The organism is Streptomyces sp. NPDC014006, assembly GCF_043088925.1.
GTDB lineage: Bacteria > Actinomycetota > Actinomycetes > Streptomycetales > Streptomycetaceae > Streptomyces.
Genome location: NZ_JBICAJ010000006.1, coordinates 372577 through 397744 on the forward strand (window position 1 = coordinate 372577; position 25168 = coordinate 397744).

Annotated in this window: 22 protein-coding genes; 7 read left to right on the forward strand and 15 right to left on the reverse strand. The window is 70.6% G+C overall.

Annotation, left to right across the window (positions count from 1 at the left end; translation table 11 throughout):
• Positions 1–5 precede the first annotated feature (5 nt).
• The 6 genes from ACF1GV_RS22630 to ACF1GV_RS22655 form a co-directional block, all read right to left on the reverse strand.
• Complete coding sequence (locus tag ACF1GV_RS22630) at positions 6–746, reverse strand: ABC transporter permease (protein ID WP_391683667.1); 741 nt, start codon at positions 744–746, stop codon at positions 6–8.
• Positions 743–1669, reverse strand: coding sequence for an ABC transporter ATP-binding protein (locus tag ACF1GV_RS22635; RefSeq protein ID WP_391683670.1), 927 nt, complete (start codon positions 1667–1669; stop codon positions 743–745). The genes ACF1GV_RS22630 and ACF1GV_RS22635 overlap by 4 nt, the downstream gene beginning before the upstream one ends.
• A 172-nt stretch (positions 1670–1841) precedes the next feature.
• Positions 1842–4049, reverse strand: a complete 2208-nt coding sequence (locus ACF1GV_RS22640; RefSeq protein ID WP_391683673.1) for a hypothetical protein — start codon at positions 4047–4049, stop codon at positions 1842–1844.
• Positions 4050–4235: 186 nt separating this feature from the next.
• Entirely contained in the window at positions 4236–4652 is a 417-nt protein-coding gene (locus tag ACF1GV_RS22645; RefSeq protein WP_391683675.1) for a DUF6113 family protein, read from the reverse strand.
• On the reverse strand, positions 4652–5512 hold the full coding sequence (gene mshB, locus ACF1GV_RS22650; protein WP_391683678.1) for an N-acetyl-1-D-myo-inositol-2-amino-2-deoxy-alpha-D-glucopyranoside deacetylase: 861 nt from the start codon (positions 5510–5512) through the stop codon (positions 4652–4654). Before mshB ends, ACF1GV_RS22645 begins: the two co-directional genes overlap by 1 nt.
• A 78-nt stretch (positions 5513–5590) precedes the next feature.
• A complete protein-coding gene (locus ACF1GV_RS22655) occupies positions 5591–5785 on the reverse strand; it encodes a hypothetical protein (RefSeq protein WP_363262710.1) in 195 nt (64 codons plus the stop codon).
• A gap of 156 nt (positions 5786–5941) precedes the next feature.
• On the opposite strand from ACF1GV_RS22655, the gene ACF1GV_RS22660 reads away from it, so the two are divergent.
• Entirely contained in the window at positions 5942–8053 is a 2112-nt protein-coding gene (locus ACF1GV_RS22660) for a prolyl oligopeptidase family serine peptidase (RefSeq protein ID WP_391683680.1), read from the forward strand.
• 130 nt (positions 8054–8183) lie between these two features.
• Here the strand turns inward: ACF1GV_RS22660 and ACF1GV_RS22665 are convergent, their stop codons facing one another.
• From ACF1GV_RS22665 to ACF1GV_RS22685, 5 genes are read right to left on the reverse strand one after another with little or no spacing between them, the layout of a single operon-like run.
• Positions 8184–9275: an ABC transporter ATP-binding protein gene (locus ACF1GV_RS22665; RefSeq protein WP_391683683.1), complete on the reverse strand. Its 1092-nt coding sequence runs from the start codon at positions 9273–9275 to the stop codon at positions 8184–8186.
• The gene (locus ACF1GV_RS22670) at positions 9268–10242 is read right to left on the reverse strand and encodes an ABC transporter ATP-binding protein (RefSeq protein ID WP_391683686.1); all 975 of its coding nucleotides are present in this window, start codon (positions 10240–10242) and stop codon (positions 9268–9270) included. Before ACF1GV_RS22670 ends, ACF1GV_RS22665 begins: the two co-directional genes overlap by 8 nt.
• A gap of 6 nt (positions 10243–10248) precedes the next feature.
• Entirely contained in the window at positions 10249–11229 is a 981-nt protein-coding gene (locus tag ACF1GV_RS22675) for an ABC transporter permease (protein WP_363262715.1), read from the reverse strand.
• The gene (locus ACF1GV_RS22680; RefSeq protein WP_391683688.1) at positions 11222–12145 is read right to left on the reverse strand and encodes an ABC transporter permease; all 924 of its coding nucleotides are present in this window, start codon (positions 12143–12145) and stop codon (positions 11222–11224) included. The genes ACF1GV_RS22675 and ACF1GV_RS22680 overlap by 8 nt, the downstream gene beginning before the upstream one ends.
• 6 nt (positions 12146–12151) lie before the next feature.
• Positions 12152–13786, reverse strand: coding sequence for an ABC transporter substrate-binding protein (locus tag ACF1GV_RS22685; protein ID WP_391683691.1), 1635 nt, complete (start codon positions 13784–13786; stop codon positions 12152–12154).
• Between the two features lie 387 nt (positions 13787–14173).
• Here ACF1GV_RS22685 and ACF1GV_RS22690 point away from each other — a divergent pair, with 387 nt between their 5' ends.
• The 6 genes from ACF1GV_RS22690 (at position 14174) to ACF1GV_RS22715 (ending at position 20885) form a co-directional block, all read left to right on the forward strand.
• On the forward strand, positions 14174–14710 hold the full coding sequence (locus tag ACF1GV_RS22690; RefSeq protein ID WP_391683694.1) for a hypothetical protein: 537 nt from the start codon (positions 14174–14176) through the stop codon (positions 14708–14710).
• Between the two features lie 358 nt (positions 14711–15068).
• Entirely contained in the window at positions 15069–16919 is a 1851-nt protein-coding gene (locus tag ACF1GV_RS22695; protein ID WP_391683697.1) for an ABC transporter substrate-binding protein, read from the forward strand.
• A 3-nt stretch (positions 16920–16922) separates the two neighbouring features.
• Positions 16923–17957: an ABC transporter permease gene (locus tag ACF1GV_RS22700; RefSeq protein WP_363262720.1), complete on the forward strand. Its 1035-nt coding sequence runs from the start codon at positions 16923–16925 to the stop codon at positions 17955–17957.
• Positions 17954–18862, forward strand: coding sequence for an ABC transporter permease (locus ACF1GV_RS22705; RefSeq protein WP_391683701.1), 909 nt, complete (start codon positions 17954–17956; stop codon positions 18860–18862). Before ACF1GV_RS22700 ends, ACF1GV_RS22705 begins: the two co-directional genes overlap by 4 nt.
• Positions 18859–19890, forward strand: a complete 1032-nt coding sequence (locus ACF1GV_RS22710) for an ABC transporter ATP-binding protein (RefSeq protein ID WP_391683703.1) — start codon at positions 18859–18861, stop codon at positions 19888–19890. The genes ACF1GV_RS22705 and ACF1GV_RS22710 overlap by 4 nt, the downstream gene beginning before the upstream one ends.
• Positions 19887–20885, forward strand: a complete 999-nt coding sequence (locus ACF1GV_RS22715; RefSeq protein WP_391683706.1) for an ABC transporter ATP-binding protein — start codon at positions 19887–19889, stop codon at positions 20883–20885. Before ACF1GV_RS22710 ends, ACF1GV_RS22715 begins: the two co-directional genes overlap by 4 nt.
• A 149-nt stretch (positions 20886–21034) precedes the next feature.
• On the opposite strand, the gene ACF1GV_RS22720 is transcribed toward ACF1GV_RS22715, so the two are convergent.
• The 4 genes from ACF1GV_RS22720 to ACF1GV_RS22735 are packed head-to-tail and all read right to left on the reverse strand — an operon-like array spanning position 21035 to position 25106.
• Positions 21035–22183: an ABC transporter ATP-binding protein gene (locus tag ACF1GV_RS22720; protein WP_391683708.1), complete on the reverse strand. Its 1149-nt coding sequence runs from the start codon at positions 22181–22183 to the stop codon at positions 21035–21037.
• Positions 22176–23234, reverse strand: a complete 1059-nt coding sequence (locus ACF1GV_RS22725; RefSeq protein WP_391683711.1) for an ABC transporter ATP-binding protein — start codon at positions 23232–23234, stop codon at positions 22176–22178. Before ACF1GV_RS22725 ends, ACF1GV_RS22720 begins: the two co-directional genes overlap by 8 nt.
• An 11-nt stretch (positions 23235–23245) precedes the next feature.
• Complete coding sequence (locus tag ACF1GV_RS22730; protein WP_391683714.1) at positions 23246–24181, reverse strand: ABC transporter permease; 936 nt, start codon at positions 24179–24181, stop codon at positions 23246–23248.
• Entirely contained in the window at positions 24174–25106 is a 933-nt protein-coding gene (locus ACF1GV_RS22735; protein WP_391683716.1) for an ABC transporter permease, read from the reverse strand. The genes ACF1GV_RS22730 and ACF1GV_RS22735 overlap by 8 nt, the downstream gene beginning before the upstream one ends.
• Between the last annotated feature and the right edge of the window lie 62 nt (positions 25107–25168).

Here is a 25168-nt window from a genome sequence, read left to right on the forward strand (position 1 = left end):
GGTGCTCACGCCTTCAGCGTGTCCTTCCGGTACAGCCACGCCGCTCCGCCCGCGAAGAGGAGGAAGAAGACGGCGAGGATGGCGATGTCCTGGCTCTGCGGGGCCTGGCTCTGTTCGATGGACCGCCCCAGGGCAGCGTACGCGTGCGTGGGCAGCCACTCGGCGATGTCCTGCAGCCACTGCGGGAAGGTGGTCGTCGGCATCCACAGGCCGCCCAGTATGGACAGGCCGAAGTAGGTGATCATGGTGATCGGCCGTACCGCGTCCCCGCTGGCCAGGTAGCCGAGGGCGACGCCGAGCGCGGCGAAGACCAGGCTGCCGGCCCAGATCGCGCCGGTCAGGGCGAGCCACTGCCAGGCGTCGAGGCGCACGTCCTTCACGACCGCGGCGACGACGAACACGATGACGATGGACGGCAGGCTCACCACGGCCGCGCTCGCGGTCTTGGCGAGGACGTAGCCGCGCCCGGGCAGGGTGGTCAGCCGCAGCTGCCGCACCCAGCCGCTCTCGCGCTCCTTGGCGATGCGCTCGCTGTTGCCCATCAGCACGGCCGTCAGGGCGCCGAAGGAGGCCATGGACACCATCATGTACGTCGGCAGGGTCAGCCCGCTGCCGTCGATCTCGGTGCCGGCGTCGGCGTTGCCCGCGATGATCAGGAAGATCAGCGACGGGTAGAGCACGGAGAAGAACAGGAACTTGCGATTGCGCAGGGCGCGGGTGAGTTCCAGCTTGATCAGGCTGTTCACAGCGACTTCGCCTCCTCGGCGGCGGTGATGGCGACGAAGGCCTGCTCGAGGCCGAGTCCGGCGACTTCGAGGTTGCGGGGGTAGAGGCCGGTGCCGTACAGGGCGTGCACGGTGGCGTCGGCGTCGGAGGACTGGATGCGCACGGTGGCGCCGGACACGTCGAGGGAGGTGAGGAAGGGCAGCGCGCGCAGGGCGGCCTCGTCGATGACGCCCTCCAGGTCGAACGACACCCGGCGCGCCCCGGCCTTCGCCTTGATCTCGGCGGCGGTGCCGTCGGCCAGCAGCCGGCCCCGGTGCAGCACGAGCACCCGGTCGGCGATGGCGTCGGCCTCCTCCAGGTAGTGCGTGGCGAACAGCACCGTGCGGCCCTGGTCGGCCTGCTCGCGCATGGTCGCCCAGAAGGCATGGCGGGTGGTGACGTCCATGCCGGTGGTCGGCTCGTCGAGGACGATCAGGTCGCTGTCGCCGGCGGTGGCGAGGGCGAAGCGCACGCGCTGGGCCTGGCCGCCGGAGAGCTTGTTGACCTTGCGGTCGGCGATGTTCGCGACTCCGGCGCGGGCGAGCACGTCCGAGGCGCGGTACGGCCGCGGGTGCAGGTCGCAGGCGAGGCGGACCAGCTCGGCGACGGTGACCTCGTCCATCAGGCCGCCGCTCTGCAGCATCGCGCCGACCTTCCCGGCGACGATGGCCTCGCGCGGGCTGGTGCCGAAGACGCGGACCGTGCCGGCGTCGGGCTGCTTGAGGCCGAGCATCAGGTCGAGGGTGGTCGACTTGCCGGCGCCGTTGGGGCCCAGCAGGGCCACGGTCTCACCCGGGTGCAGCGCGAGCGACAGCCCGTCCACCGCCCGTACGTCCCCGTAGGCCTTGCTCACCTGATCGAAACCGACCACCGGTGTGCCGGTGGCCGTCGCTGTCGTGGTCATGCCCCCATCGTCGCGGCGCGGGCACCGGCGGCGGCAGTGTCGGCCGTCCGCAGTGCCGGATGACAGATGTCATGCGGACCGGGTGACAGCGGAGGACAGCGGGCGGCAAGCAGGTCGCATACGACGAAGGGGGCGCCCGGCGATGTGCCGTGCGCCCCCTCGTCGTGGCCCGTCAGCTGGGTTCGGTGTCGATGACGGCGACCCGGTTCGTGGTGCTCTTCAGCGCCAGCCGCAGGGCGCCGTAGACGTCCTGGACGGTGACCGGGGTCTTCTGGCCGTTCGCCCGGGCGATCAGCACCCCGTCGAAGGTCTTGCCGTACAGCTCCTTCAGGGCCGCTTCGTCGTAGGAGTCGACGAGCTTGCCGTTCACGGCCTTGACCTTGAGGAACTTCCACAGCGACTTCTGCGGGCTGAAGGCGACCTTGTGCGCCGCGTCCGTCATGACGGTGACCTTGGCGGACATCGCCGGCCGGGCGAACTCCTTCATCATCCGGTCGACCTCGGCGTCGGACACCGTGGGCTGCCGGTTCGTCGTCGCCACCCGCACGGGCGTGACCGCGCCGGTCTCCACCTGGGTGCGGTACGCCTGCTCGACGGCCTGCTTGGAGGCCGCGACGTCGATGCCCTTGCCGGCCTTGCCGTAGACGGCGACGGCCTTGCCTGCCTCGAAGCGGACGGTGCCGTCGGTCATCGACCCGGAGCCGCCCGCGGCGTTCTCCAGGGCGGCCTGGAGCTTCTCCTCGTCGACCGGCATGACCGGGTCGACCTGGCGCTGCTGCCCGAACAGGGAGCCGATGACGGAGACCGGGTTGTAGTCGCTCTTCGCGGCGGCGCCGACCGTGGCGGCCTCGTCGAAGTGCAGCCCCGCCTGGTCGGGCTTCAGGGTGACCGTGGAGCCGTCGACCGACAGCTTCAGCGGCTCGTTGACCCACTTGCCGAGCGCCTCGTCGAGCTTCTTGACGGCCTCGTCGCGGGTGCCGCCGCCGATGTCGACGCCGAGCACGGTGGTGCCCTTGGGCACGTCGGAGTGGTTCATCAGCAGCCCGGCGCCGTAGACGCCGGCGGCCAGGACGATCACGCCGCCGACGAGCAGCGGGAGCTTCCTGCGGCCCTTCTTCTTCGGCGGACGCGACGCGGGCACGTTCTGCGCGACGGGCTCCGGCAGCCTCGGCGGGGTCTGCGGCAGCGGGGTGTCGGGACCCACGCCGAACGGGCCGGTGCCGCGCTCGCCGGACGGCACCACGGGGATGCCGCTGGTGACGGTGTGTCCGGAGACGTTGTCGTGGGGCTGCCCGCCGTAGCCGCCCGCGGGCGGTTCGGGGGCGAGCTGCTGCGGGGTGAGGATCGCGGTGTCGTCGCTCAGCCCGACGCCGGGAGTGGTTCCGGGAGCCCAGACTCCGGGCACGCCCGGCGGGGTGTTCACGGGGCCCGGACCGGCCGCACCGGGGACCGGCGGTACGACGGGCCCGTCACCCGTGACCGGGCCGCTGGTGGGGCCCGAGGGGCCGTGGGGGCCGCGGCCACCGGGCGCGCCGGGGCCACCGGGGCCGTTGAAGCCGGTGCGGTTGCCGGGACCGGCGGGGCTGCCGGGGCCGCCCGGGGTGTCGAAGTCGCGGCGGTCGTCGCCGCCCTCTGCGAAGTACGGCAGGTCGTCGCGGGTGGGCGCGTCGGTGCCGGGGCGCGCCGAACTGCCCAGCGGGCCCGCGCCGAGCGCCTCGGTGACGTCGAAGGAGCCGGTGCCGCCGCCGTGGCCGGGCGCGACCGGGCCGCCGGTGGCGCCGGACAGACCGGAACCGGTGCCCGGGCGGCCGGAGCCGCCGGCACCCGGCAGACCGGAGCCGTTGCTCCCGCCGGAGCGGGCGGAGCCGTTGGCGCCGGGCGCGCTCATCGAGCCGACCACACCGCCGGGGCGCCCCGCTCCCGGGCCCGTGGGGGCGCCGGAACCGCCGGGCGCGGACGCCGCGTTGCCGTCCGGAGCGGCCTGGCCGCCCTTGGGCGCGGCGGACTTGCGGGGCGCGAACCAGTCGCTGGTCTTCTCCTCCGCCTGCGGCTCGGACTCGGCGGACGGCTCGACGGTGCCGGTGGACGTGGCGGCGGCCGCGGACTGCGGCTCGGCGCTACCGCCCTCGGCGGCGTCCCTGTCGCCGACGGGCTTGCGCACGACGACGGGCGGAATCGGCCGGGATCCGGGGATGTTGATCCGGATCCGGGTCGTCAGCGTCGTCTCGGTCTTCTTCTCCTCCGGCTGCGTGCCCGCACGGCCCGCGTCCGTACCGTCACCGGAAGCCGTCGGCGTTCCGTACGGCGGAGTCCCCGAGGGGTAGGCGGCTCCGCCGCGCCCCTTGGGCCCGGAGGACGGAGTGTCAGTTTCACGACTCAAGGCAGGTTCTCCCGGTTGGCTCCGCCGCCCGCGTCATCGTCCTTCGCTGGGGGTCCCCCCGGCTCGTGGAGCCTGAGGGCGTCTCGGCGGCGCGCACCACCATACTGGCCACTTCTGGCCCGTATCCCACGACCGCTGGGGAAACCCACACGGGAATCGCACGAGCGCGCTGCGGCGAAGGGGACGTCACTTGCCAAGTCGGGCGGGGTCCGGCCCCGGTTGGCGCCCCCCGCCGAGGGTGGCGCAGATCACAGCCACGGCCATGCCGCCGAGCAGGAAGAGATAGGAACCGCCGCCGGCGCCGAACAGGAAGTCGCCTTCCGGGCGGCTGGCGGTGAGGAAGATTACGGTGACCATCCAGCCGGCGACGGGAGCGACGGCCCCGGCCCGGCTGCCCGCGGCGCGCGCCCCGCCGAGGAAGAGTCCGGCTGCTCCGGCGAGCGCCAGCAGCAGCCCGCCCGGGAACCATGCGGCCTGCACCAGCGCCCCGGCCACGGCGACGACCCCGCCGAGGACGAACAGGCCGAGGTAGGCGACGGCCCGCCCGGGGGACGGCGGCCGCAGCGGCTGAGCCAGCAGGGAACCGGATCCGCGCTGCTCCATCACGCCTCCCCGATCCCGGCGAACAGGTCGCTCTCGCGCGAGCTCCCGCGCTCCCCGTGCACCAACTCGTAGTACTCGGTGGTGAACAGCGGCTGTGCCAGCTCGTTGGAGAGCGCGAAGTACGGCCGCCCCGGGGCGACCTCGATCTGGGTGGCGTGCGCGGCCATCGCGGCGGCCTTGGCGGCGGAGTGCGCACTGCCGTCGACGGCGGTGGTCACCCGGTCGTCGGCGACGACACCGGGTACGTCGTCGACCGTGGCCGTCTTGGTGAACGGCAGCCCCGGCAGCTCCCGCTGGAGTCGGGTGAAGGAGTCGTCGGCGACCGTGCGCGGCACCCGGTTGAAGTAGATCTTGGGGATGGGCCGGCCGGCGTCGGCGGCGAGTTCGGCGGCGCGCATGGCGACGCGGTGCGCCTGGATGTGGTCGGGGTGGCCGTAGCCGCCGTTGTCGTCGTAGGTGACGAGGACCTGGGGCCGTACCTCGAGGATCACCTGAACGAGGTGTCCGGCGGCCTCGTCGAGGTCGGCCTGCCAGAAGCAGGCGGGGTCGTCGTTGTCGGGCAGGCCCATCATCCCGGAGTCGGTGTAGCGGCCGGCGCCGCCGAGCAGCCGGTGGTCGTGGACGCCGAGTTCACGCATGGCCGCAGCCAGCTCGCCCAGCCGGTGCCGGCCCAGCGCGGCGCCGGTCAGATGCCGCAGCTCGGGCGGGATGACCTCGCCACGCTCCCCGAGGGTGCAGGTCACCAGCGTGACCTGGGCGCCCTCGGCGGCGTACTTGGCCATGGTGGCGCCGTTGTTGATCGACTCGTCGTCCGGGTGCGCGTGCACCAGCAGCAGACGTCGGGAGGGCAGAGCGGTCATGGGGCCACCCTAAGGGTGGCGGCCCATGACGGCCCGCGACGGTCCCCGGGCGGACGGCCCGGAGGGTGGTACGGCAGCTCAGAACTTGATGCTGCCGATCATTCCCGCGATGTTCGAGGTCAGGTCGCTGATGGTGGGCGCGACCGTCGAGGATGCGAGATAGAAGCCGAGCAGCATGCAGACGATCGCGTGCCCCGCCTTGAGCCCGGACTTCTTGACCAGCAGGAAGACGATGATCGCCAGCAGCACCACCGCCGAAATCGAGAGTGCCACGGCGGTTCACCTCCAAACAGAGCAGGGCACTTCGTAAGTCCATGCACGAGCCGACAGGTTCATACCCACACAGCGTTAGTGATCATAGCTTTACGTACTCGCGCATGGCTCGGCGCACGGGCGCACAAGGGGGCTCATGGCCAATATGGTCAGGGCATGACGAGCGAGCCTGACTCCTTCCCGCGGCGGCATGCCCGCACCCAGCGATTCACCCTCGGCGCGCCGCGTTCGTTCACCGTCGCGCCCGACGGTTCCCGTGTCGTGTTTCTGCGGTCGTCCTCCGGCACCGACCGGGCCGGCGCGCTGTGGGTCCTCGACGTGGCCGACGGCGCCGAGCGCATGGCGGCCGACCCGTACGCCCTGCTCGGCGGGGCCCTGGAGAACCTGTCGCCCGAGGAGCGCGCGCGCCGCGAGCGCAGCCGGGAGGGCGGCGCCGGCATCGTCGGCTACGCCACCGACGCGGCCGTCGAACTGGCATCCTTCGCCTTGTCGGGGCGGCTTTTCACGGCCGAACTGCGCGCCGGTACGGCACGTGAACTGCGCGTTCCGGGGCCGGCGATCGACCCGCGCCCCTCCCCCGACGGCCGCCATGTCGCCTACGTCGCGGGGGGCGCCCTGCGGGTGGTCGGCGCGGAGGGCGAGGGTGACCGGGCGCTGGCGGAAGCGGAATCCGAGGGGGTGAGCTGGGGGCTGGCCGAGTTCATCGCGGCCGAGGAGATGTCGCGTTCGCGGGGTTTTTGGTGGTCGCCGCAGTCGGACCGGCTGCTGGTGGCACGCGTGGACGACACGCCGGTGCGGCGCTGGTGGATCGCCGACCCCGCCCATCCGGAACGTGAGCCACGTCATGTCGGCTATCCGGCGGCCGGGACGGCGAACGCCGAGGTGCGGCTGTTCGTGGTCGGGCTCGACGGGGTGCGCACGGAGGTCTCCTGGGACCGGGCGCGCTACCCGTATCTGGCGCGAGTGCACTGGTCAGCGGCGGGGGCGCCGCTGCTGCTGGTGCAGGCGCGGGACCAGCGCAGCCAGCTGTATCTGGCGGTGGACCCGGACACCGGGGTGACCCGGATGGTGCACGCCGATGAAGATCCGATTTGGCTGGAACTTTTCGCCGGGGCGCCGGCCTGGTCACCCTCCGGACGGCTTGTCCGGATCGCGGACGAGGGCGGGGCGCGGGTCCTGGCGGTCGGGGAACGGCCGCTGACCGGACCGCAGTTGCATGTGCGGGCTGTGCTCGACGTCGCCGACGAGGACGTGCTGGTCTCCGCGTCCGCGGGCCAGGAGGCGGAGGCGCCGGAGACCGGTGAGGTGCACGTCTACCGGGTGAACGAGCTGGGCTGGGAGCGCCTGTCGCAGGAGCCCGGGGTGCACTCGGCGGTGCGCGCCGGGGGCGTGACGGTGCTGGTGTCGGCGACGCCGGACCGGCCGGGCGCGCGGGTGCAGGTGCTGCGGGACGGCAAGCCGGTGGCGACCGTCGCGTCGTATGCCGAGGATCCCGGCCTGTCCCCGCGCGTGACGCTCACCGAGGGGGGCGCACGGCGGATCCCGTGCGCCGTGCTTATGCCTGCGGACTACCCCGGTGACACCCCCCTGCCGGTGCTCCTCGACCCCTATGGTGGCCCGCACGGTCAGCGGGTGGCCGCCGCGCACAACGCGCATCTGACCTCGCAGTGGTTCGCCGACCAGGGCTTCGCCGTCGTCGTGGCGGACGGGCGGGGCACGCCGGGGCGCTCGCCGGCCTGGGAGAAGGCGATCCACCGCGACTTCACGGTGACCCTGGACGACCAGATCGAGGCGCTGCGGGACCTCGCGCAGCGCTACCCGCTGGACCTGACCCGGGTCGCCATCCGCGGCTGGTCCTACGGCGGTTACCTCGCGGCCCTAGCCGTGCTGCGCCGCCCGGACGTCTTCCACGCCGGCATCGCGGGCGCCCCGGTCACCGACTGGCGGCTGTACGACACGCACTACACCGAGCGCTACCTCGGCGACCCGGGCGCGGACCCGGCGCCGTACGCGCACAGCTCCCTGGTGGACGACGGCGGTCTGGTCTCCCCCGCCGAACCGCACCGCCCGCTGATGGTGATCCACGGCCTCGCCGACGACAACGTCGTGGTCGCCCACTCGCTGCGCCTGTCCTCGGCCCTGCTGGCCGCGGGCCGCCCGCACGAGGTGCTCCCCCTGTCCGGGGTGACCCATATGACCCCCCAGGAACAGGTCGCGGAGAACCTGCTCCTGCTCCAGGTGGACTTCCTCCGGCGGGCCCTCGCATAGCGGCACAAAGAACCGCTAACTCCGTTAACACACCGGCAACTTGGTGGAAGCGGCACCGATATACGGACGCGTGAGACTGATCAGCGTACGGCCGTGCGGGTGCCGTGAGCGGGCCGGGGTGGCAGCGATGTCACCCCGGCCCGTCTCCCTGTTGCGGCGGGCGCTGTTCGGTGGGCACCTCGGGCGGCCGGCCGGGGCGGTCCTCCGCGGGGACGACCTGTTTCTCCTCGGCGAAGTGGCAGGCCGAGGGGTGGGCGGCCGGGCCGCCGGGCAGGTGGGGCGGGATCGTCAGGAGCGGCACCTCCAGCGCGCAGCGTTCGCGGGCCTTGAAGCAGCGGGTGCGGAAGCGGCAGCCGGAGGGGATGTTCGTCGGGGAGGGGACGTCGCCGGCGAGGATGATGCGCTCCCGGTGTTCGCGGGCCTCCGGATCGGGGACCGGGACGGCGGAGAGCAGCGCCTGGGTGTACGGGTGCGTGGGGTGGACGTAGATCTGCTCGTCCGTGCCGATCTCGACGATGCGGCCCAGGTACATCACGCCGACGCGGTCCGAGATGTGCCGGACGATCGACAGGTCGTGCGCGATGAAGACGTAGGAGAGGTCGAACTCGCTCTGCAGGCGGTCCATCAGGTTGATGACCTGCGCCTGCACCGACACGTCCAGGGCCGAGACCGGCTCGTCGGCGACGATCACCTCGGGGCGCAGCGCGAGGCCGCGGGCGATGCCGATGCGCTGGCGCTGGCCGCCGGAGAACTGGTGCGGGTAGCGGTTGATGTACTCGGGGTTCAGACCGACGACGTCCAGCAGGTCCTGCACCTTGCGGCGCCGGTCGCCCTTGGGCGCGACCTCGGGGTGGATCTCGTAGGGCTCGCCGATGATGTCGCCGACCGTCATCCGCGGGTTGAGCGAGGTGTACGGGTCCTGGAACACCATCTGGATGTTGCGGCGGACCGCCTTCATCGCGCGCCCGGAGAGCCTCGTGACGTCCTCGCCCTTGTAGCGGATCTGCCCGGCGGTCGGCCGTTCCAGGTTGACCAGCATCTTGGCGACCGTGGACTTGCCGCAGCCGGACTCGCCGACGATGCCGAGGGTCTCACCCCGGTCCAGGGTGAAGTCGACGCCGTCGACGGCCTTCACCGCACCGACCTGCTTCTTGAACAGGATGCCCTGGGTGAGCGGGTAGTGCTTGACCAGCCCGCTGACCTCGAGGATCGGCTCAGCCATGCAGGCACTCCCTGAAGAAGTGGCAGGCGCTGCCGCGCTCTTCGGACACCTCGTACAGCGGCGGCACGTCCGTGCGGCACACGTCCCGGGCCATGGGGCAGCGCGGGTGGAAGGCGCAGCCGGGCGGGATGTTCATGAGGTTGGGCGGCAGGCCCTTGATGGCGTACAGCTCGTGGCCCTTCTGGTCCAGCCGCGGGATGGAGTCCAGCAGGCCGCGGGTGTACGGGTGGGCGGGCGCCTTGTAGATGTCGTGCACCGGCGCCGACTCCACGATGCGGCCGGCGTACATCACGGCGATCCTGTCGGCGACGTCGGCGACCACGCCGAGGTCGTGGGTGATGAGGATCAGGCCCATGTTGTACTCGCGCTGGAGGTCGGCGAGCAGCTCCATCACCTGGGCCTGGACCGTCACGTCCAGGGCCGTGGTCGGTTCGTCGGCGATGATGAGCGCGGGTTCCAGGGCCAGCGCCATGGCGATCATGATGCGCTGGCGCATACCGCCGGAGAACTGGTGCGGGTACTGCCGCACCCGCTCCCTGGCGGCCGGGATGCGCACCCGTTCCATCAGCTCCACGGCCTTGGCGCGGGCGTCCTTGGTCGTCATCCCGCGGTGCACCACGAACATCTCGCCGAGCTGGTCGCCGACCGTCATCACCGGGTTGAGGGAGCTGAGCGCGTCCTGGAAGATCATCGCCATCCCGGCGCCGCGGATCTTGCGCCGCTCGTCCTCCTTCAGCTTCAGCAGGTCCTTGCCCTGGAAGAGGATCTCGCCGCCGGTGATCCGGCCCGGCGGCATGTCGAGGATGCCCATGACGGTCTGCGCGGTGACCGACTTGCCGGACCCGGACTCACCGAGCACGGCGAGCGTCTCCCCCGCTTCCACGCCGTAGGTGACACCGTTGACGGCCTTGGCGACCCCGTCCCGCGTCCGGAACTCCACGTGCAGATCACGCACTTCGAGCAGCACGGCGACTCACCTCAGCTTCGGATCGAGGGCGTCGCGGACCGCGTCGCCGAGCATGATGAAGGCCAGCACCGTGACGGCCAGGGCGCCGGAGGGCCACAGCAGGGCGTGCGGGGCGTTGCGGATGTAGGGCGCGGCGGCGGAGATGTCGATGCCCCAGGACACGCTGGGCGGTTTCAGGCCGACGCCGAGGAAGGACAGGGTGGCCTCCAGGGCGATGTACGTACCGAGCGCGATGGTCGCCACGACGATCACCGGGGCGACCGCGTTGGGCGTGATGTGCCGCAGCAGGATGCGGGAGCTGGAGGCACCGAGCGCGCGGGCGGCCTGCACGTAGTCGTTCTGCTTGGCGGTGATGACCGAGCCGCGGGCGATGCGGGAGAGCTGCGGCCAGCCCAGCAGCACGATGAAGCCGACGACCGGCCAGACGGTGTTGCTGGTGACCACGGACAGCAGCACCAGGCCGCCGAGCACGACCGGGATCGCGAAGAAGATGTCGGTGATCCGGGACAAAAACCCGTCCCAGGCGCCACCGAAGTACCCGGCGAGCCCGCCCAGCACGCTGCCGAGCAGCGCGACGCCGAGCGTGGCGCACACGCCGACCGTCACCGACGTACGGGCCCCGTACACGGTGCGCGTGTACACGTCGCAGCCCTGGCCGTCGTAGCCGAAGGGATGGCCGGCCGAGGAGCCCTGCTGGGCCTTGGAGAGGTCGCACTTGAGGGGGGAGCCGGAGGTGATGGCCGACGGCCACAGGGAGATGAAGACCAGGAAGAGGATGATGACCCCGGAGATCAGGAACACCGGGTTGCGGCGCAGGTCGCGCCAGGCGTCGGACCACAGGGAGCGCGGCTTGGCCTGCGGACCGGTGCCCTGCGGGCCGCCCGGCGTCTTCTCCAGCGTCGTCGCTTCACTGGACGCGAGGTCCATCGCGCCGCCCATGCCGGTGCCGGCGATGGCGCCCTCGGGCTCGTACGGCTGCTCAGGCATAGCGGATCCTCGGGTCGAGTACGGCGTACAGCAGGTCGACGACCAGGTTGGCGACCAGGAAGACCAGCACGAGGACGGTCACGAACCCCACGACGGTCTGGGTGTTCTGCCGCAGGATGCCCTGGTAGAGCTGGTAGCCGACGCCGTGGATGTTGAAGATGCGCTCGGTGACGATCGCGCCGCCCATCAGCGCGCCGATGTCGGTGCCGATGAAGGTGACGACGGGGATGAGGGAGTTGCGCAGCAGGTGCCGGACGACGACCCGGCGCCGCGGCAGCCCCTTGGCGATGGCGGTGCGCACATAGTCCGAGCGCCGGTTCTCCGCGATGGAGGTGCGGGTGAGCCGGGTGACGTAGGCCAGGGACACCGACGCCAGCACCAGGCCGGGCACGATCAGCTCGTTGAAGGGCGCGGCCGGGGACACCGAGGGGCTGATCCAGCCCCACTCCACGCCGAGGAGCAACTGGAGCAGCAGGCCGGTGACGAAGGTGGGCACGGAGATCACGACGAGGGTCGCGAGCAGCACCCCGGTGTCGACGGGCCGGCCGCGGCGCAGGCCGGTGACGACGCCGAGGGTGATGCCGATGACGATCTCGAAGAGGATCGCGACGATGGTCAGCCGGATGGTGACGGGGAACGCGGTCCGCATCAGCTCGGTGACCTCCTGGCCGTTGAACGCCGTACCGAAGTCACCGGTGAAGACGTTCCCCATGTAGGTCAGGTATTGCTGCCACACCGGCTTGTCGAGCCCGAACTCCTTCTTCAGCTGGGCGGCGGTGGCCGGATCGCACTGCCGCTCGCCGCACAGCCCCGCGATGGGGTCGCCCATCACGTTCACCATCAGGAAGATCAGCAGCGTCGCCCCGATGAACACCGGGATCATCTGCAGCAGACGCCGGACGACGTAGCGCCCCATGACCGGTCAGCTCACCTTGATCTCGTCGTACACGGGCACGCTGAACGGGTTCAGCTTCACGTTGGACAGGCGGTCCGACCAGCCGGCGCTGCCGTTCTGGTACCACAGCGGGATCGCGGCCATGTTGTCCCGGACGACCCCCTCGGCCTGCTGGAACAGGCCGACGGCCTGGGCGGTGTCGGTCTCCTGGTTGGCCTTGTCGACGAGGCCGTCGAACTGCTTGTTGGACCAGTGACCGTCGTTGGAGGAGGCATTGGTGTAGTACAGGGGCTGCAGGAAGTTCTGGATGAGCGGGTAGTCCATCTGCCAGCCGGCCCGGAAGGGGCCGCTCATCTTCTTCTGCGTGATCTGGTTGCGGAAGTCGGCGAAGGTGCCGACCGGGTTGCCGACGCACGCCTTGGTGTTGCCGAGCGCGTTGTTGATGGAGTTGCACACGGCGTCGACCCACTGCTTGTGGGAGCCGGTGTCGGCGTTGTAGGTGATCTTCAGCTGGCCGCCGGGGATACCGCCGCCCTGCTGGACGTACTTCTTGGCCTCGGCCGGGTTGTAGTCGCAGAACTTCCCGCACAGGCCCGGCTTGTAGCCGCCCGCCGCGCCGAGCACGGGTGAGGTCCAGTCGGTGGCGGGGGTGCGGGTCTTCGCGAAGATCGTGTCGGTGATCTGCTTGCGGTTGATGGCCATCGACAGGCCCTGGCGGAGCTTCGCGGAGTTCGGCTTGTTCCAGCGCGCGTCGTAGAAGGGGAACGAGAGGGTCTGGATGATGCCGGCCGGGGTGTTGAGGTAGCGATCGCCCAGGTCGCTCTTGACGTTCTTCAACTGCGCGGCCGGGACGTCGTCGACCAGGTCCACGTTGCCGGCCATCAGGTCGGTGTAGGCGGTGTTGTTGTCGGTGTAGACCTTCAGGTCGACGCCGCCGTTCTGCGCCTTGTCCGAGCCCGGGTAGCCGTCCCACTTGCGCAGGGACATCTGCGAGCCCTTGGCGTACGACTGGATGGCGTACGGGCCGTTGCCGATCGGCTTCTTGGTCCAGCCGGCGTGGTCGGTGAAGAACGCCTGCGGCAGCGGGGCGAAGGCCGGGTAGCCGAGGGTGTCGGGGAAGGTGGAGAACTTCTGGCTGAGCTTGACGGTGAAGGTCTGGTCGTTGACGAGCTTCAGGCCGGACAGGGTGTCCGCGGTCTGCTTGCCGCTGTCGGGGTGGACCTTGTCGTAGCCGTCGATGTAGCTGAAGAAGTAGGCGTTCTTCTGGTTGTTCTTCAGGCTCGCGCCATAGTTCCAGGCGTCGACGAAGGACTTGGCGGTGACCTTCTCGCCGTTGGAGAAGGTCCAGCCGGGCTTGATGGTGATCTTGAAGTTCTGGGAGTCGGAGGTCTCGATCGACTGGGCGAGCATGTCCTCGGCCTTGCCGTTCTGCGGGTTGTACCGCTTCAGCCCGCGGACGATCATGTCGAGGACCTTGCCGCCCTGGACCTCGTTGGTGTTGGCCGGCTCCAGCGGGTTCTGCGGGTCGCCCCAGGAGGAGCTGAGGACGCCGCCGCCGTTGCCGCCACCGCTGCCGCTGTCTCCCCCGCTTCCGCAGGCCGTCGCCGCGAGGACTACCGCGGCCGCGCAGGTGGCCCAGGTGGCGTGCGTGGCTCCGCGCATGGAGTGCCTCCTCGTCCCTGCGCCCCCGCCGGGCGACGCGATGCCGCCGGCGCCGGGGCGCTGATCGTTATGGTCACTATCCGCTTGAATGCCACATACCTCACATTCACGCCATCCGTCCGGGGCACGGGTCGCCCGTCCGGGTGCATACGGCGCACCGCGCGGGAGGGACGGAAGAGCAGGAGATACGGCGCCTCGTCGCATCGGATGAAGAGACGGACCTCGGGTGCGACGACACGCCGGGCACCGCACGCGAAGCTCAAGAGTCACTCAGATCGCTTCCCCCTCAGGGGAGTTGGGAGAAGTATCTGGCGTGTTCTCTTCAAGTCGGCGCGCCGGGACACGACCGGTCCGGCCGCCGGCCCGTGTGTGCCTGAAAGGCGATCCATGAAGCGTGTGATGAGCGCGGCCCTGTCCACCGCTCTGCTCGGCTGCGGTGCGGTGGTGGTCTCCGCCCCGACGGCGGCCGCCGGGGTCCGGTGCGACGACACCCCCATCTACAGCATCAGCGACAAGAAGACCGTGTGGGAACCGACCAACGTGCACAGTGACTGGGCGCGGCCGGGCGTGACCATCAGCTACGCAAAGAACAAGACCGGCAGCTGGACCGCCACCGGCACGGCCACGCTGGGCACCGAGGCCGGCGTCATCTTCGCCAAGGCGTCGACGTCCTTCAGCGTCTCCGTCGGCAAGACCTGGACGAAGTCGGACACCTGGACCTACTCGGCGACGGTGCAGAAGAAGTCCGGCAAGACCAAGGGCCGCCTGATGATGTACCACGAGGCCAAGGGCTTCAGCGTCACCAAGTACCACCTGGAGCCCAACGGCCAGCAGCAGTGCGTGAAGCACAAGATCTGGAAGAAGTCGGGCATCGTCGCCCCCGCCAAGCGCAACAACAACCTGTGGGGGATCCAGTACGGGTGATGCCCACTCGTACCTCCTGAGGGAACCGGCACATACGGGAGGGCGCCGGTTCCACCCCTGCCCCGTCGGACCATGTCCGGCGGGGCTCCTTCGCGTGCCGGGAGTTCTCCCGAGGGGCCGTCAGGGCTTCACCTGGGGGGCTTCAGTGGACTGGACCAATGGTGTGCGCAGGAAGCCGTCGAAGTGCCGTTTTCGCAGGCGGCAAGGGGTTTGACGGACCGTTGACGCGCGCAGACAGCCACTGATAGACACAGCCGTCCCCGAGTGATCAGCCACTTCCAGACACACCCGTCCCCGAGCGAGGGGCCACTTCCGGACACTGTTGTCCCCAGCGAGCGACGACGCGAGGTCACGTTCCATGAAGCGAAACGATCAGCACGGACCCGTAAGAGCGCGCCCCACCACCCGCCTCGCCGCCGCGGCCGGCACCGCCGCGCTGGCGCTGACCGCCGCCCTCGTCACCCCGCTCGCCCCCGCGCCCGCCCAGGCCGTGGCGGCGGACGGCGGCCCGAAGGTGCTCACCGTCGCCGTCGCGCAGAGCGTCGACTCGCTCAGCCCCTTCCTCGCCACCCGCCTGCTCTCCACGAGCATCAACCGGCTGATGTACGAGTACCTCACCGACTACGACCCCGGCGACGCGCACGCGGTCCCGGGCCTCGCCACCCGGTGGGCGCCCTCGGCCGACAAGCTCACCTGGACGTACACCATCCGCTCCGACGCCACCTGGTCCGACGGGCAGAAGGTCACCGCCGAGGACGCGGCCTGGACCTTCACCAAGATGATGACCGACGAGTCCGCCGCCACCGCCAACGGCAGCTTCGTCGGCAACTTCCGCAAGGTGACCGCCCCGAGCCCCACCCGACTGGTCATCGAGCTGAAGAAGCCCCAGGCCACCATGACGGCGCTCGACGTGCCGATCGTGCCCAAGCACATCTGGGAGAAGGTCGGCGACTTCTCCAAGTTCAACAACGACAAGACCTTCCCCGTCGTCGGCGACGGCCCGTTCGTGCTCGCCGACTACAAGCCCGACAGCTACGTACGGCTCAAGGCCAACAAGACGTTCTGGCGTGGCGCGCCCAAGTTCGACGAGCTGGTCTTCAAGTACTACAAGGACGGCGACGCCGCCGTCGCCGCCCTGCAGAAGGGCGAGGTGTCCTTCGTCGGCAACCTCACCCCCGCCCAGGCCGCCGCCCTGAAGAACCAGCACGGCGTCAAGGTCAACGACGCCCCCGGCCGGCGCTTCTACGCCCTCGCCGTCAACCCCGGCGCCCGCGCCAAGGACGGCACCCGCCTCGGCGACGGCAACCCCACGCTGCTGGACCAGCGGGTGCGCCAGGCGCTGTTCCTCGCCGTCGACCGCAAGACGCTCATCGACAAGGTCTTCCAGGGCCACGCCGTCGAGGGCGCCGGATACATCCCGCCGCGCTTCTCCACGTACTTCTGGAAGCCTTCGCCCGAGCAGGAACTGGCCTACGACCCGGCGAAGGCAGCGCAACTCCTCGACCAGGCCGGCTACCGGAAGAACGGCTCCGGGCAGCGCGTCGGCAAGGACGGCAAGCCGCTCAGCTACCGTCTGCTGTGCCACGCCACCGACCCCAACGACAAGGCCGTCGGCCAGTATCTGAAGGAGTGGTGGGGCAAGCTCGGCGTCGGCGTCCGCCTCGACTGCCTGGACAACGTCAGCGACCCCTGGCTGGCCGGCACCTACGACCTCGCCTTCGACGGCTGGTCGGTCAACCCCGACCCGGACTTCGTGCTCTCCATCCACACCTGCGCCGCCCTGCCCGCCGATGCGAAGAAGACCGGCGCGACCGACAACTTCATCTGCGACAAGCGGTTCGACGACCTGTACACCCGTCAGCTCGCCCAATACGACCCGGCCAAGCGGGCGGACCTGGTCAAGCAGATGGAGTCGCGGCTGTACGACACCGGGTACATGAACGTCATGGCGTACCCCAACGCGCTGGAGGCCTACCGTAGCGACCAGATCGCCTCGATCGAGACGATGCCGAAGGCCGCGGGCAACATCTACGGCCAGGACGGCTACTGGAGCTGGTGGTCGGCCGAGCCCGCCGCCTCCGACGGTTCCTCGGACTCCGGAAGCTCGACCGGCGTGGTGGTCGGGATCGTCGCGGGTGCCGTCGTCCTCGTGGGCGCCGCCGGCTTCCTCGCCCTGCGCCGCCGCTCCACCGCCGAGGACCGCGAGTAGCCGATGACCGCCACCACTCTCGCCACGGCGGGCGAGCGCACCCGGCGCCGCCCGTCACCGGTCCCCTACCTGCGCTACGGGGCCGGCAAGCTGGCCGGCGCCGCCGTGTCGCTGCTGGCCGTGCTCGTCACCGGCTTCTTCCTGTTCCGGCTGATCCCGGGCGACCCGGTCCGCACGATGACCGGCGGTCGCCCGATCTCCGCCGAGCAACTGGCCGCCTACCGCCGGGAGTTCGGTCTGGACCTGCCGCTGTGGCAGCAGTTCACGGACTACTGCGGCAAGGCGCTCACCGGCGACCTCGGCACCTCGTACCAGTTCCGCGCCCCGGTCGTCGACAAGATCACCGAGGCGCTGCCCAACACCCTGCTGCTCACCGGCACCGGGTTCGTGCTCTACACCCTGCTCGGCGTCTTCCTCGGCACCCGCGCGGCCTGGCGGCGCGGCAGCCTCTCCGACCGCTTCCACACCGGCCTGGCGCTGACCCTGTACTCGGTGCCGTCGTTCTGGCTGGGCCTGCTGCTCATCATCGTGCTGTCGGTCGGCATCGGCCCGCTCCCCGGGCTCTTCCCCACCGGCGGCATGGAGTCCGGCGGCAAGGAGGGCTTCGCGTACGTCCTCGACGTCGCCCACCATCTGATCCTGCCGGTAGTCACGCTGGTCGCCGTCGAGTACGGCCAGACGCTGCTCGTGACCCGCTCGGCGCTGCTGGACGAGATGGGCAGCGACTATCTGACGACCGCACGGGCCAAGGGGCTGCGCGACGACCTGGTGCGCCGCCGCCACGCGGTGCCCAACGCGCTGCTGCCGACCGTCACGCTCGTCTTCGTCAACCTCGGCCGGACCGTCGCCGGGGTGATCCTGGTCGAGACCGTCTTCTCCTGGCCGGGCCTGGGCGGCTTGTTCTACCAGGCGCTCAGCGTGCCCGACCTGCCGCTGGTGCAGGGCCTGTTCCTCTTCTTCGCCGCGGCGGTGATCGTCATGAACACCCTGGCCGACCTGGTCTATCCGTTGCTCGACCCGAGGGTGGGACGGACATGAGCGCAACCGCGCCGCCCACCGTGGCGGCCCTGACCCGGCAGCGCCGCCGCCGCGCCGCCGCACGGTTCTGGCGGCAGTACACCACCCACCGCGCCGGGCTGGTGGGCCTCGCGGCCCTCGTGCTGCTCGCCCTGCTCGCGCTGAGCGCGCCCCTGACGGTCGGTTCGGACGTGGCGAGCGTGACCGGCGCACCCGGGCGGCCGCTGCAGAGCCCGAGCGGAGAGTTCTGGCTGGGCACCGACCGCTTCGGCCGCGACCTGCTCGGCCTGCTGGTGTGGGGCTCGCGGGTCTCCCTGCTCATCGGCCTGCTCGCGGCCGTGCTGTCGGTGGCGATCGGCGCGGTCGTCGGGATCACCGCCGGACACTTCCGGGGTGCGTACGCGACCGTCCTGATGCGGGTCACGGACTGGTTCCTGGTGATGCCGACACTGGTGCTGGCCATCGCGCTGGCCACCGTGCTGCCCCGCTCGCTCGGTACGGTCGTGCTGGCGATCGGCGTCACCACCTGGCCGACGACCGCGCGGCTGGTGCGGGCGCAGACCCTCGCGGTGGAGTCACGGCCGTACATCGAACGGGCGAAGGCGCTCGGCGGCGGGCACTGGCACATCATGACCCGGCACGTACTGCCGAACGTGATGCCGCTGGTGCTGGCGCAGACGACGCTGATGATCTCCTCCTCCATCCTCGCCGAGGCCACGCTCGCCTTCCTCGGGCTGGGCGATCCGACGGTCGTGTCCTGGGGCGGGATGCTCCAGGAGGCGCGGGAGGCGGGCGCGGTCAGCTCGGGCGACTGGTGGTACCTGGTGCCGCCCGGCATCGCGATCGCGGGGGTGGCGCTGGCGTTCACGCTGTGCGGACGGGCCGTGGAGGCAGTCCTCAATCCGAGGCTGGGGGTGGCGCGATGACGCTGCTGGAGGTGCGGGACCTCGCCGTGACGTACCAGGGCGGGGCGGCCGCCGTACGCGGCGTGGACCTGACGCTGGAGGCCGGGCAGAAACTCGGCGTCGCGGGCGAGTCGGGCTGCGGAAAGTCGACGCTGGCCCTGGCGCTGCTGCGGCTGCTGCCTGCGGGCACGCGGATCACCGGCCGGGTCACGCTGGACGGCGAGGACGTGCTCGGCATGCGCTGGGGGCGGCTGCGCGCGGTGCGCTGGGCGGGGGCGTCGATCGTGTTCCAGGGCGCGATGCACTCCCTCAACCCCGTGCACCGGGTCGGCGACCAGATCGCCGAACCGATCCTGCTGCACGGACGGGCGACGGCCGCCGCCGCCCGCAAGCGCGCCGGGGAGCTGCTGGAGCAGGTGGGCCTGCCGGCGGCGCGCGCCTCGGCCTTCCCGCACGAGCTGTCCGGCGGCCAGCGGCAGCGCGTGATGATCGCCATGGCGCTGGCCTGCGAGCCCCGGCTGATCATCGCGGACGAGCCGACGACCGCGCTGGACGTGATGATCCAGGCGCAGATCCTGAGGCTGATCGAGCACCTGGTCGCCGACCAGGACGTCGGCCTGATCATGATCAGTCACGACCTCGCCGTGCTGGCCGACACCTGCGACCGGCTGGCGGTGATGTACGCCGGGCGCGTGGTCGAGGAGGGCCCGGCCCGCTCGGTCCACGAGGACGCCCGGCACCCGTACGCGCGTGCCCTGTCGGCCGCGTTCCCCCGCATCGGCGACCCGGCGTCCCGGTTCGCCCCGCGGGGCCTGCCCGGCGACCCGCCGGACCCGTCCGCCCTCCCCGCCGGCTGCGCCTTCCACGCCCGCTGCCCGGTGGCCCTGCCGGTGTGCGCGGCCGACGACCAGCCGCTGCGGGACGCCGGCCCGAGCCGCGCGGCGGCCTGCGTGCACGTGACCGGCGTACCGGAGTCCGCGGGGCCGCCCGGTGACCCGGCCGCGCCTCCCGCCGGGCCACCGCCCGAGAACGCGAGGAGCACGCCATGACGACGACACCGAACGCCCCGCTGCTCACGGTGCGGGACCTGGGCGTGACGTTCCCGGGCCGGCAGGGCGCCGGGCCGGCCCGCGCGGTCGACGGGGTGCAGCTCGACATCCGCCCCGGCGAGATCGTCGCGCTGGTCGGCGAGTCCGGCTGCGGCAAGTCGACGCTGGCCCGCGCGCTGCTGGGGCTGGTGAAACCGACGGCGGGCCGGGTGACGTACGACGGACGGGAACTGTCCTACTCGCAACGAGCCCTGCGCGCCCACCGCCGCCAGGTCCAGCTGGTCCTCCAGGACCCCAGCGGCTCCCTCAACCCCCGGCACACGGTGTACGACGCGGTGGCGGAGGGCCTGCGCATCCACGGGCACGCCGGGGACGAACGCGAGGCGGTCGCCGACGCCCTGTCGCGCGCGGGCCTGCGCCCCCCGGAGCGCTTCTTCCTGCGCTACCCGCACGAACTGTCCGGCGGCCAGCGCCAGCGCGTCGTCATCGCGGGCGCGCTGGTGCTGGAACCGAAGCTGCTGGTGGCCGACGAACCGGTGGCGTCCCTGGACGCCTCGGTGCGCGGCGAGATCCTGGCCCTGCTGCTCCGCCTGCGCACCGAACTCGGCCTGGCGGCGCTGGTGGTGACCCACGACCTGGGCCTGGCATGGAACATCGCCGACCGGGTGGCGGTGATGTACCTGGGCCGGATCGTGGAGACGGGAACGGTGGAAGAGGTCCTCACCTCCCCGAGGCACCCCTACACCCGGGCCCTGCTGTCGGTCCTCCCCGAGGCCCCCGGCACCCCGGTCGTCCTGTCGGGCGAACCCCCGGACCCCTCCCGCATCCCCTCCGGCTGCCGCTTCCACGTCCGCTGCCCGGCTCTGGCCGGCGGGGAGGCGGAGCGAGCGGGGGTGGCAGAGTCCTGCCGCTCACAGGACCCAGGCGTCCTGAGTGCCGGTACGGCCCCCCAATCGGCCTGTCACTTGTCGCTGACGGGAGCGAAGCCGACTTGAGGGGCGCGGGGCTGTACTGACATGCGGCTACCGCCGCGCGGGCGCGACCAGCCACAACGCGCCCGCATCCGAAAGACCACCGCAGAAAACCAAAGTTCCCGGCACCCCAAATCAAAGGGCACCGGGAACAACGGCTCAGCCGACGGCGGTCACACCGCGTGGACGACGTCCTTCTCCTCGGCGAAGTGGCACGCCGACTCGTGCGCCGCAGGCGTGTCCTCGCCCTTGAAGCGCTCCGGGATCGCCAGGATCGGAACCTCCTGCGCGCACTTGTCCTGCGCCTTCCAGCACCGGGTGCGGAAGCGGCACCCCGACGGGGGGTTCGCCGGGGACGGCACATCACCGGTGAGGATGATGCGCTCGCGGCGCTCACGCGCGTCCGGGTCCGGGACGGGGACCGCGGAGAGCAGCGCCTGGGTGTAGGGGTGCGTCGGGTGGTCGTAGATCTGCTCGTCCGTGCCGATCTCGGCGATCTTGCCGAGGTACATCACGCCCACACGGTCCGAGATGTGCCGGACGATCGACAGGTCGTGCGCGATGAAGATGTAGGACAGGTTGAACTCGTCCTGCAGGCGCTCCATCAGGTTGACGACCTGCGCCTGGACGGACACGTCCAGCGCGGAGACCGGCTCGTCGCAAATGATGATCTCGGGGTTCAGGGCCAGGCCGCGGGCGATGCCGATGCGCTGGCGCTGGCCGCCGGAGAACTGGTGCGGGTAGCGGTTGATGTACTCCGGGTTCAGACCGACGACATCGAGCAGCTCCTGCACCTTGCGGCGCCGGTCACCCTTCGGGGCCACCTCGGGGTGGATGTCGAAGGGCTCGCCGATGATGTCGCCGACCGTCATCCGCGGGTTGAGCGAGGTGTACGGGTCCTGGAACACCATCTGGATGTTGCGGCGGACCGCCTTCATCGCCCGCCCGGACAGCTTGGTGATGTCCTGGCCCTTGTAGAAGATCTCGCCCGCGGTGGCGCGCTCCAGGTTCATCAGGAGCTTGGCGACCGTGGACTTGCCACAGCCGGACTCGCCCACGATGCCGAGGGTCTCGCCCTGGTACAGGTCGAAGGAGACACCGTCGACGGCCTTGACCGCGCCGATCTGCTTCTTGAACAGGATGCCCTGGGTCAGCGGGAAGTGCTTCTTCAGGTCACGCACCTGAAGGATCGGCTCGCCGCGCGACACGGGCGCCTCGATCGCGGCGACCGCCTCATCCTCGGAGTGGGCGTCGACGACGTCCACCTCGGAGACGTTCGGCGTGGCATCCGGCTGCTCGTCGTTCTTGCTGAGCTCAGCCATGGAGCGTCTCCTTCCAGAAGTGGCAGGCCGAGGCGCGGCCCGGCAGGTCCGTGCCGTCCTGCTCGGTGACCGGCGCCAGCGGCGGGACCTGCTCGCGGCAGATGTCCTGGGCCTTGGGGCAGCGCGGGTTGAAGGCGCAACCGGTCGGGATGTGCAGCAGGTTGGGCGGCAGACCCTTGATCGCGTACAGCTCCTGGCCCTTCTGGTCCAGGCGCGGGATGGAGTCCAGCAGACCCCGCGTGTACGGGTGCGCCGGCCGCTTGTACAGCTCGTGGACCGGGGCGCGCTCCACGATCCGGCCCGCGTACATCACCGCGATCTTGTCCGCGACGTCGGCGACCACGCCGAGGTCGTGGGTGATCAGGATCAGGCCCATGTTGTACTCGCGCTGCAGCTCGGCGAGCAGGTCCATGACCTGCGCCTGGACTGTCACGTCGAGGGCCGTGGTCGGCTCGTCGGCGATGATCAGGTCCGGCTCGAGCGCCAGCGCCATGGCGATCATGATGCGCTGGCGCATACCGCCGGAGAACTGGTGCGGGTAGTCGTTGACGCGGGCGGCAGCGGCCGGGATCTTGACCTTGTCCATCAGCTCGATGGCCTTGGCCTTGGCGTCCTTCTTGGACAGACCCTGGTGGATGCGGAACATCTCACCGAGCTGGTAGCCGACGGTCAGCACCGGGTTCAGCGAGCTGAGCGCGTCCTGGAAGATCATCGCGATACGGCGGCCGCGGATCTGCCGGCGGTCCTCGCCGGACATCTTCAGCATGTCCTGGCCACGGAAGAGGATCTCGCCCTGCGGGATCTTCGCCGGCGGCATGTCGAGGATGCCCATGATGGCCTGCGCGGTGACCGACTTGCCGGAGCCGGACTCGCCGAGCACGGCGAGGGTCTCACCCGCGGAGACGCTGTAGTTGACGCCGTTGACGGCCTTGACCACGCCCTCACGGGTGTGGAACTCGACGTGCAGGTCACGCACTTCGAGCAGCGGACCGCCGTCGGCGCCCTCGCCGCGCGGCGAGGGCACGGAAGTGGTGTCTTCGATGATGGTCACGTACGCCTCCCTCAGCGCGACTTCGGATCGAGGGCGTTGCGGACGGCCTCACCGAGCATGATGAACGCCAGCACCGTGATGCTGAGCATGATCGACGGGTAGAGCATGATGTACTGCGCGACGCGGATCTGGTTGCCGCCGTCGGAGATGTCGTTGCCCCACGAGACGCCGTTCAGGCCCAGGCCCAGGAACGACAGCGTCGCCTCGGCGCCGATGTAGACACCCAGCGAGATGGTGGCGACGACGATCACCGGTGCGACCGCGTTGGGCAGCACATGGCGGAACAGGATCCGGCTGGTCGAGGCGCCGAGCGCCTTGGCCGCCTGCACATAGTCCGTCGCCTTGACGGTGATCACCGAACCGCGCATGACACGCGCCGTCTGGGTCCAGCCCAGGAAGGCCAGGGCGGTGATGACGACGGGGATGTTGCGCTCGGTGAAGGAGTTCAGCATCACCATCGCGCCGAGCAGGAACGGGATGCCGAAGAACATGTCCGTGATCCGGGACAGCACCGCGTCCAGCCAGCCGCCGAAGTAGCCGGCGAGCATGCCGACCAGACCGCCGAAGACGGTGACGACCAGCGTGGTGCCCGCGCCGACGAGCAGCGAGGCGCGGGTGCCGTAGATGGCACGGGCGTAGACGCTGCGGCCCTGGGCGTCGTAGCCCAGCCAGTCCTCGGCGAAGACCTTGCCGTAGTGCGGGTGCTGGAGGTAGTGGGCCGCCAGGTCCTTGTTGTTCGGGTCCGCGCCCGTGAACAGGCTCGGCCAGGCCGCCATCACCATCAGCAGCAGGATGAGCACCGCCGAGACGATGAACACCCAGTTGGTGCGCAGGTCCCGCCAGGCGTCACCCCACAGGCTGCGGGTCTTCTCCGGCTTGCCCGCGGGGGCGCCGCCTGCGGCGACGGCGACGACGGGCTCGTCTGCGGTCTTGGTCAGCTCAGGCATAACGGATCCTCGGGTCCAGAACCGCGTACAGCAGGTCCACGATCAGGCTGGTGACGAGGTACACGAGGACGAGGATGGTGACCAGGCCGACCAGCGTGGTGCCCTCACGGCGGGTGATCGAGTCGGCGATGGTGCCGCCGACGCCGTGGATGTTGAAGATGCTCTCGGTCACGACGGCGCCGCCCATCAGGGCACCGAGGTCGGTGCCGAGGAAGGTGACGACGGGGATGAGCGAGTTGCGCATCAGGTGCACACCGACGATACGGCGGCGGGGCAGGCCCTTGGCGACGGCGGTGCGGATGTAGTCGGCGCGCAGGTTCTCCGCGATCGACGTCCGGGTGAGCCGGGCCACATAGGCCAGTGAGGCGCTGGCCAGCACGATGGCCGGCAGCAGCAGCTGGTTGAGGTTCGTGTCGTCGTTGACCGCCGGTTCCAGCCAGCCGAGCTGGAAGGCGAACACCGTCTGGAGGATGTAGCCCAGGACGAAGACGGGGACCGAGATCAGCAGCAGCGTCACGAAGAGGATGACGGTGTCGGCCCACTTGCCGGCACGCATGCCGGAGACGACGCCGAGGACGATGCCGAGGATCGCCTCGATGACGAACGCCAGGGCGGACAGGCGCAGCGTCACGGGGAAGGCGTCGCCCAGGATTTCGGTGACCGGACGCCCGCTGGCGATCTGGTTGCCGAAGTCGAAGTGCAGGACGATGCCCTTCATGTAGTCGAAGTACTGGACCAGAACGGGCTTGTCGAGGCCGTACTCGTGCCGCAGCGCCCGAAGGACCGCCGGGCTCGTGCCCTTGTCACCGAAGAGCCCCCGCACGGGATCGCCGGGCAGGGCGTAGACCATCAGGAAAATCAGCAGGGTTGTCCCGATGAAGACCGGGATCATCTGGAGCAGTCGTCGTGCGACATAGCGCCCCATGGTGCCTCCATGTCAGTCACAGCGGCAGGCCCTTTCCATCACACACGAACGGCTCCCCCGAG

Coding starts and splice junctions, on each gene's coding strand:
- ACF1GV_RS22635 (WP_391683670.1), bottom strand. CDS start 1,669: ATGACCACGACAGCGACGGCCACCGGCACACCGGTGGTCGGTTTCGAT.
- ACF1GV_RS22645 (WP_391683675.1), bottom strand. CDS start 4,652: ATGGAGCAGCGCGGATCCGGTTCCCTGCTGGCTCAGCCGCTGCGGCCG.
- mshB (WP_391683678.1), bottom strand. CDS start 5,512: ATGACCGCTCTGCCCTCCCGACGTCTGCTGCTGGTGCACGCGCACCCG.
- ACF1GV_RS22660 (WP_391683680.1), top strand. CDS start 5,942: ATGACGAGCGAGCCTGACTCCTTCCCGCGGCGGCATGCCCGCACCCAG.
- ACF1GV_RS22665 (WP_391683683.1), bottom strand. CDS start 9,275: ATGGCTGAGCCGATCCTCGAGGTCAGCGGGCTGGTCAAGCACTACCCG.
- ACF1GV_RS22675 (WP_363262715.1), bottom strand. CDS start 11,229: ATGCCTGAGCAGCCGTACGAGCCCGAGGGCGCCATCGCCGGCACCGGC.
- ACF1GV_RS22680 (WP_391683688.1), bottom strand. CDS start 12,145: ATGGGGCGCTACGTCGTCCGGCGTCTGCTGCAGATGATCCCGGTGTTC.
- ACF1GV_RS22685 (WP_391683691.1), bottom strand. CDS start 13,786: ATGCGCGGAGCCACGCACGCCACCTGGGCCACCTGCGCGGCCGCGGTA.
- ACF1GV_RS22690 (WP_391683694.1), top strand. CDS start 14,174: ATGAAGCGTGTGATGAGCGCGGCCCTGTCCACCGCTCTGCTCGGCTGC.
- ACF1GV_RS22695 (WP_391683697.1), top strand. CDS start 15,069: ATGAAGCGAAACGATCAGCACGGACCCGTAAGAGCGCGCCCCACCACC.
- ACF1GV_RS22700 (WP_363262720.1), top strand. CDS start 16,923: ATGACCGCCACCACTCTCGCCACGGCGGGCGAGCGCACCCGGCGCCGC.
- ACF1GV_RS22705 (WP_391683701.1), top strand. CDS start 17,954: ATGAGCGCAACCGCGCCGCCCACCGTGGCGGCCCTGACCCGGCAGCGC.
- ACF1GV_RS22710 (WP_391683703.1), top strand. CDS start 18,859: ATGACGCTGCTGGAGGTGCGGGACCTCGCCGTGACGTACCAGGGCGGG.
- ACF1GV_RS22715 (WP_391683706.1), top strand. CDS start 19,887: ATGACGACGACACCGAACGCCCCGCTGCTCACGGTGCGGGACCTGGGC.
- ACF1GV_RS22720 (WP_391683708.1), bottom strand. CDS start 22,183: ATGGCTGAGCTCAGCAAGAACGACGAGCAGCCGGATGCCACGCCGAAC.
- ACF1GV_RS22730 (WP_391683714.1), bottom strand. CDS start 24,181: ATGCCTGAGCTGACCAAGACCGCAGACGAGCCCGTCGTCGCCGTCGCC.
- ACF1GV_RS22735 (WP_391683716.1), bottom strand. CDS start 25,106: ATGGGGCGCTATGTCGCACGACGACTGCTCCAGATGATCCCGGTCTTC.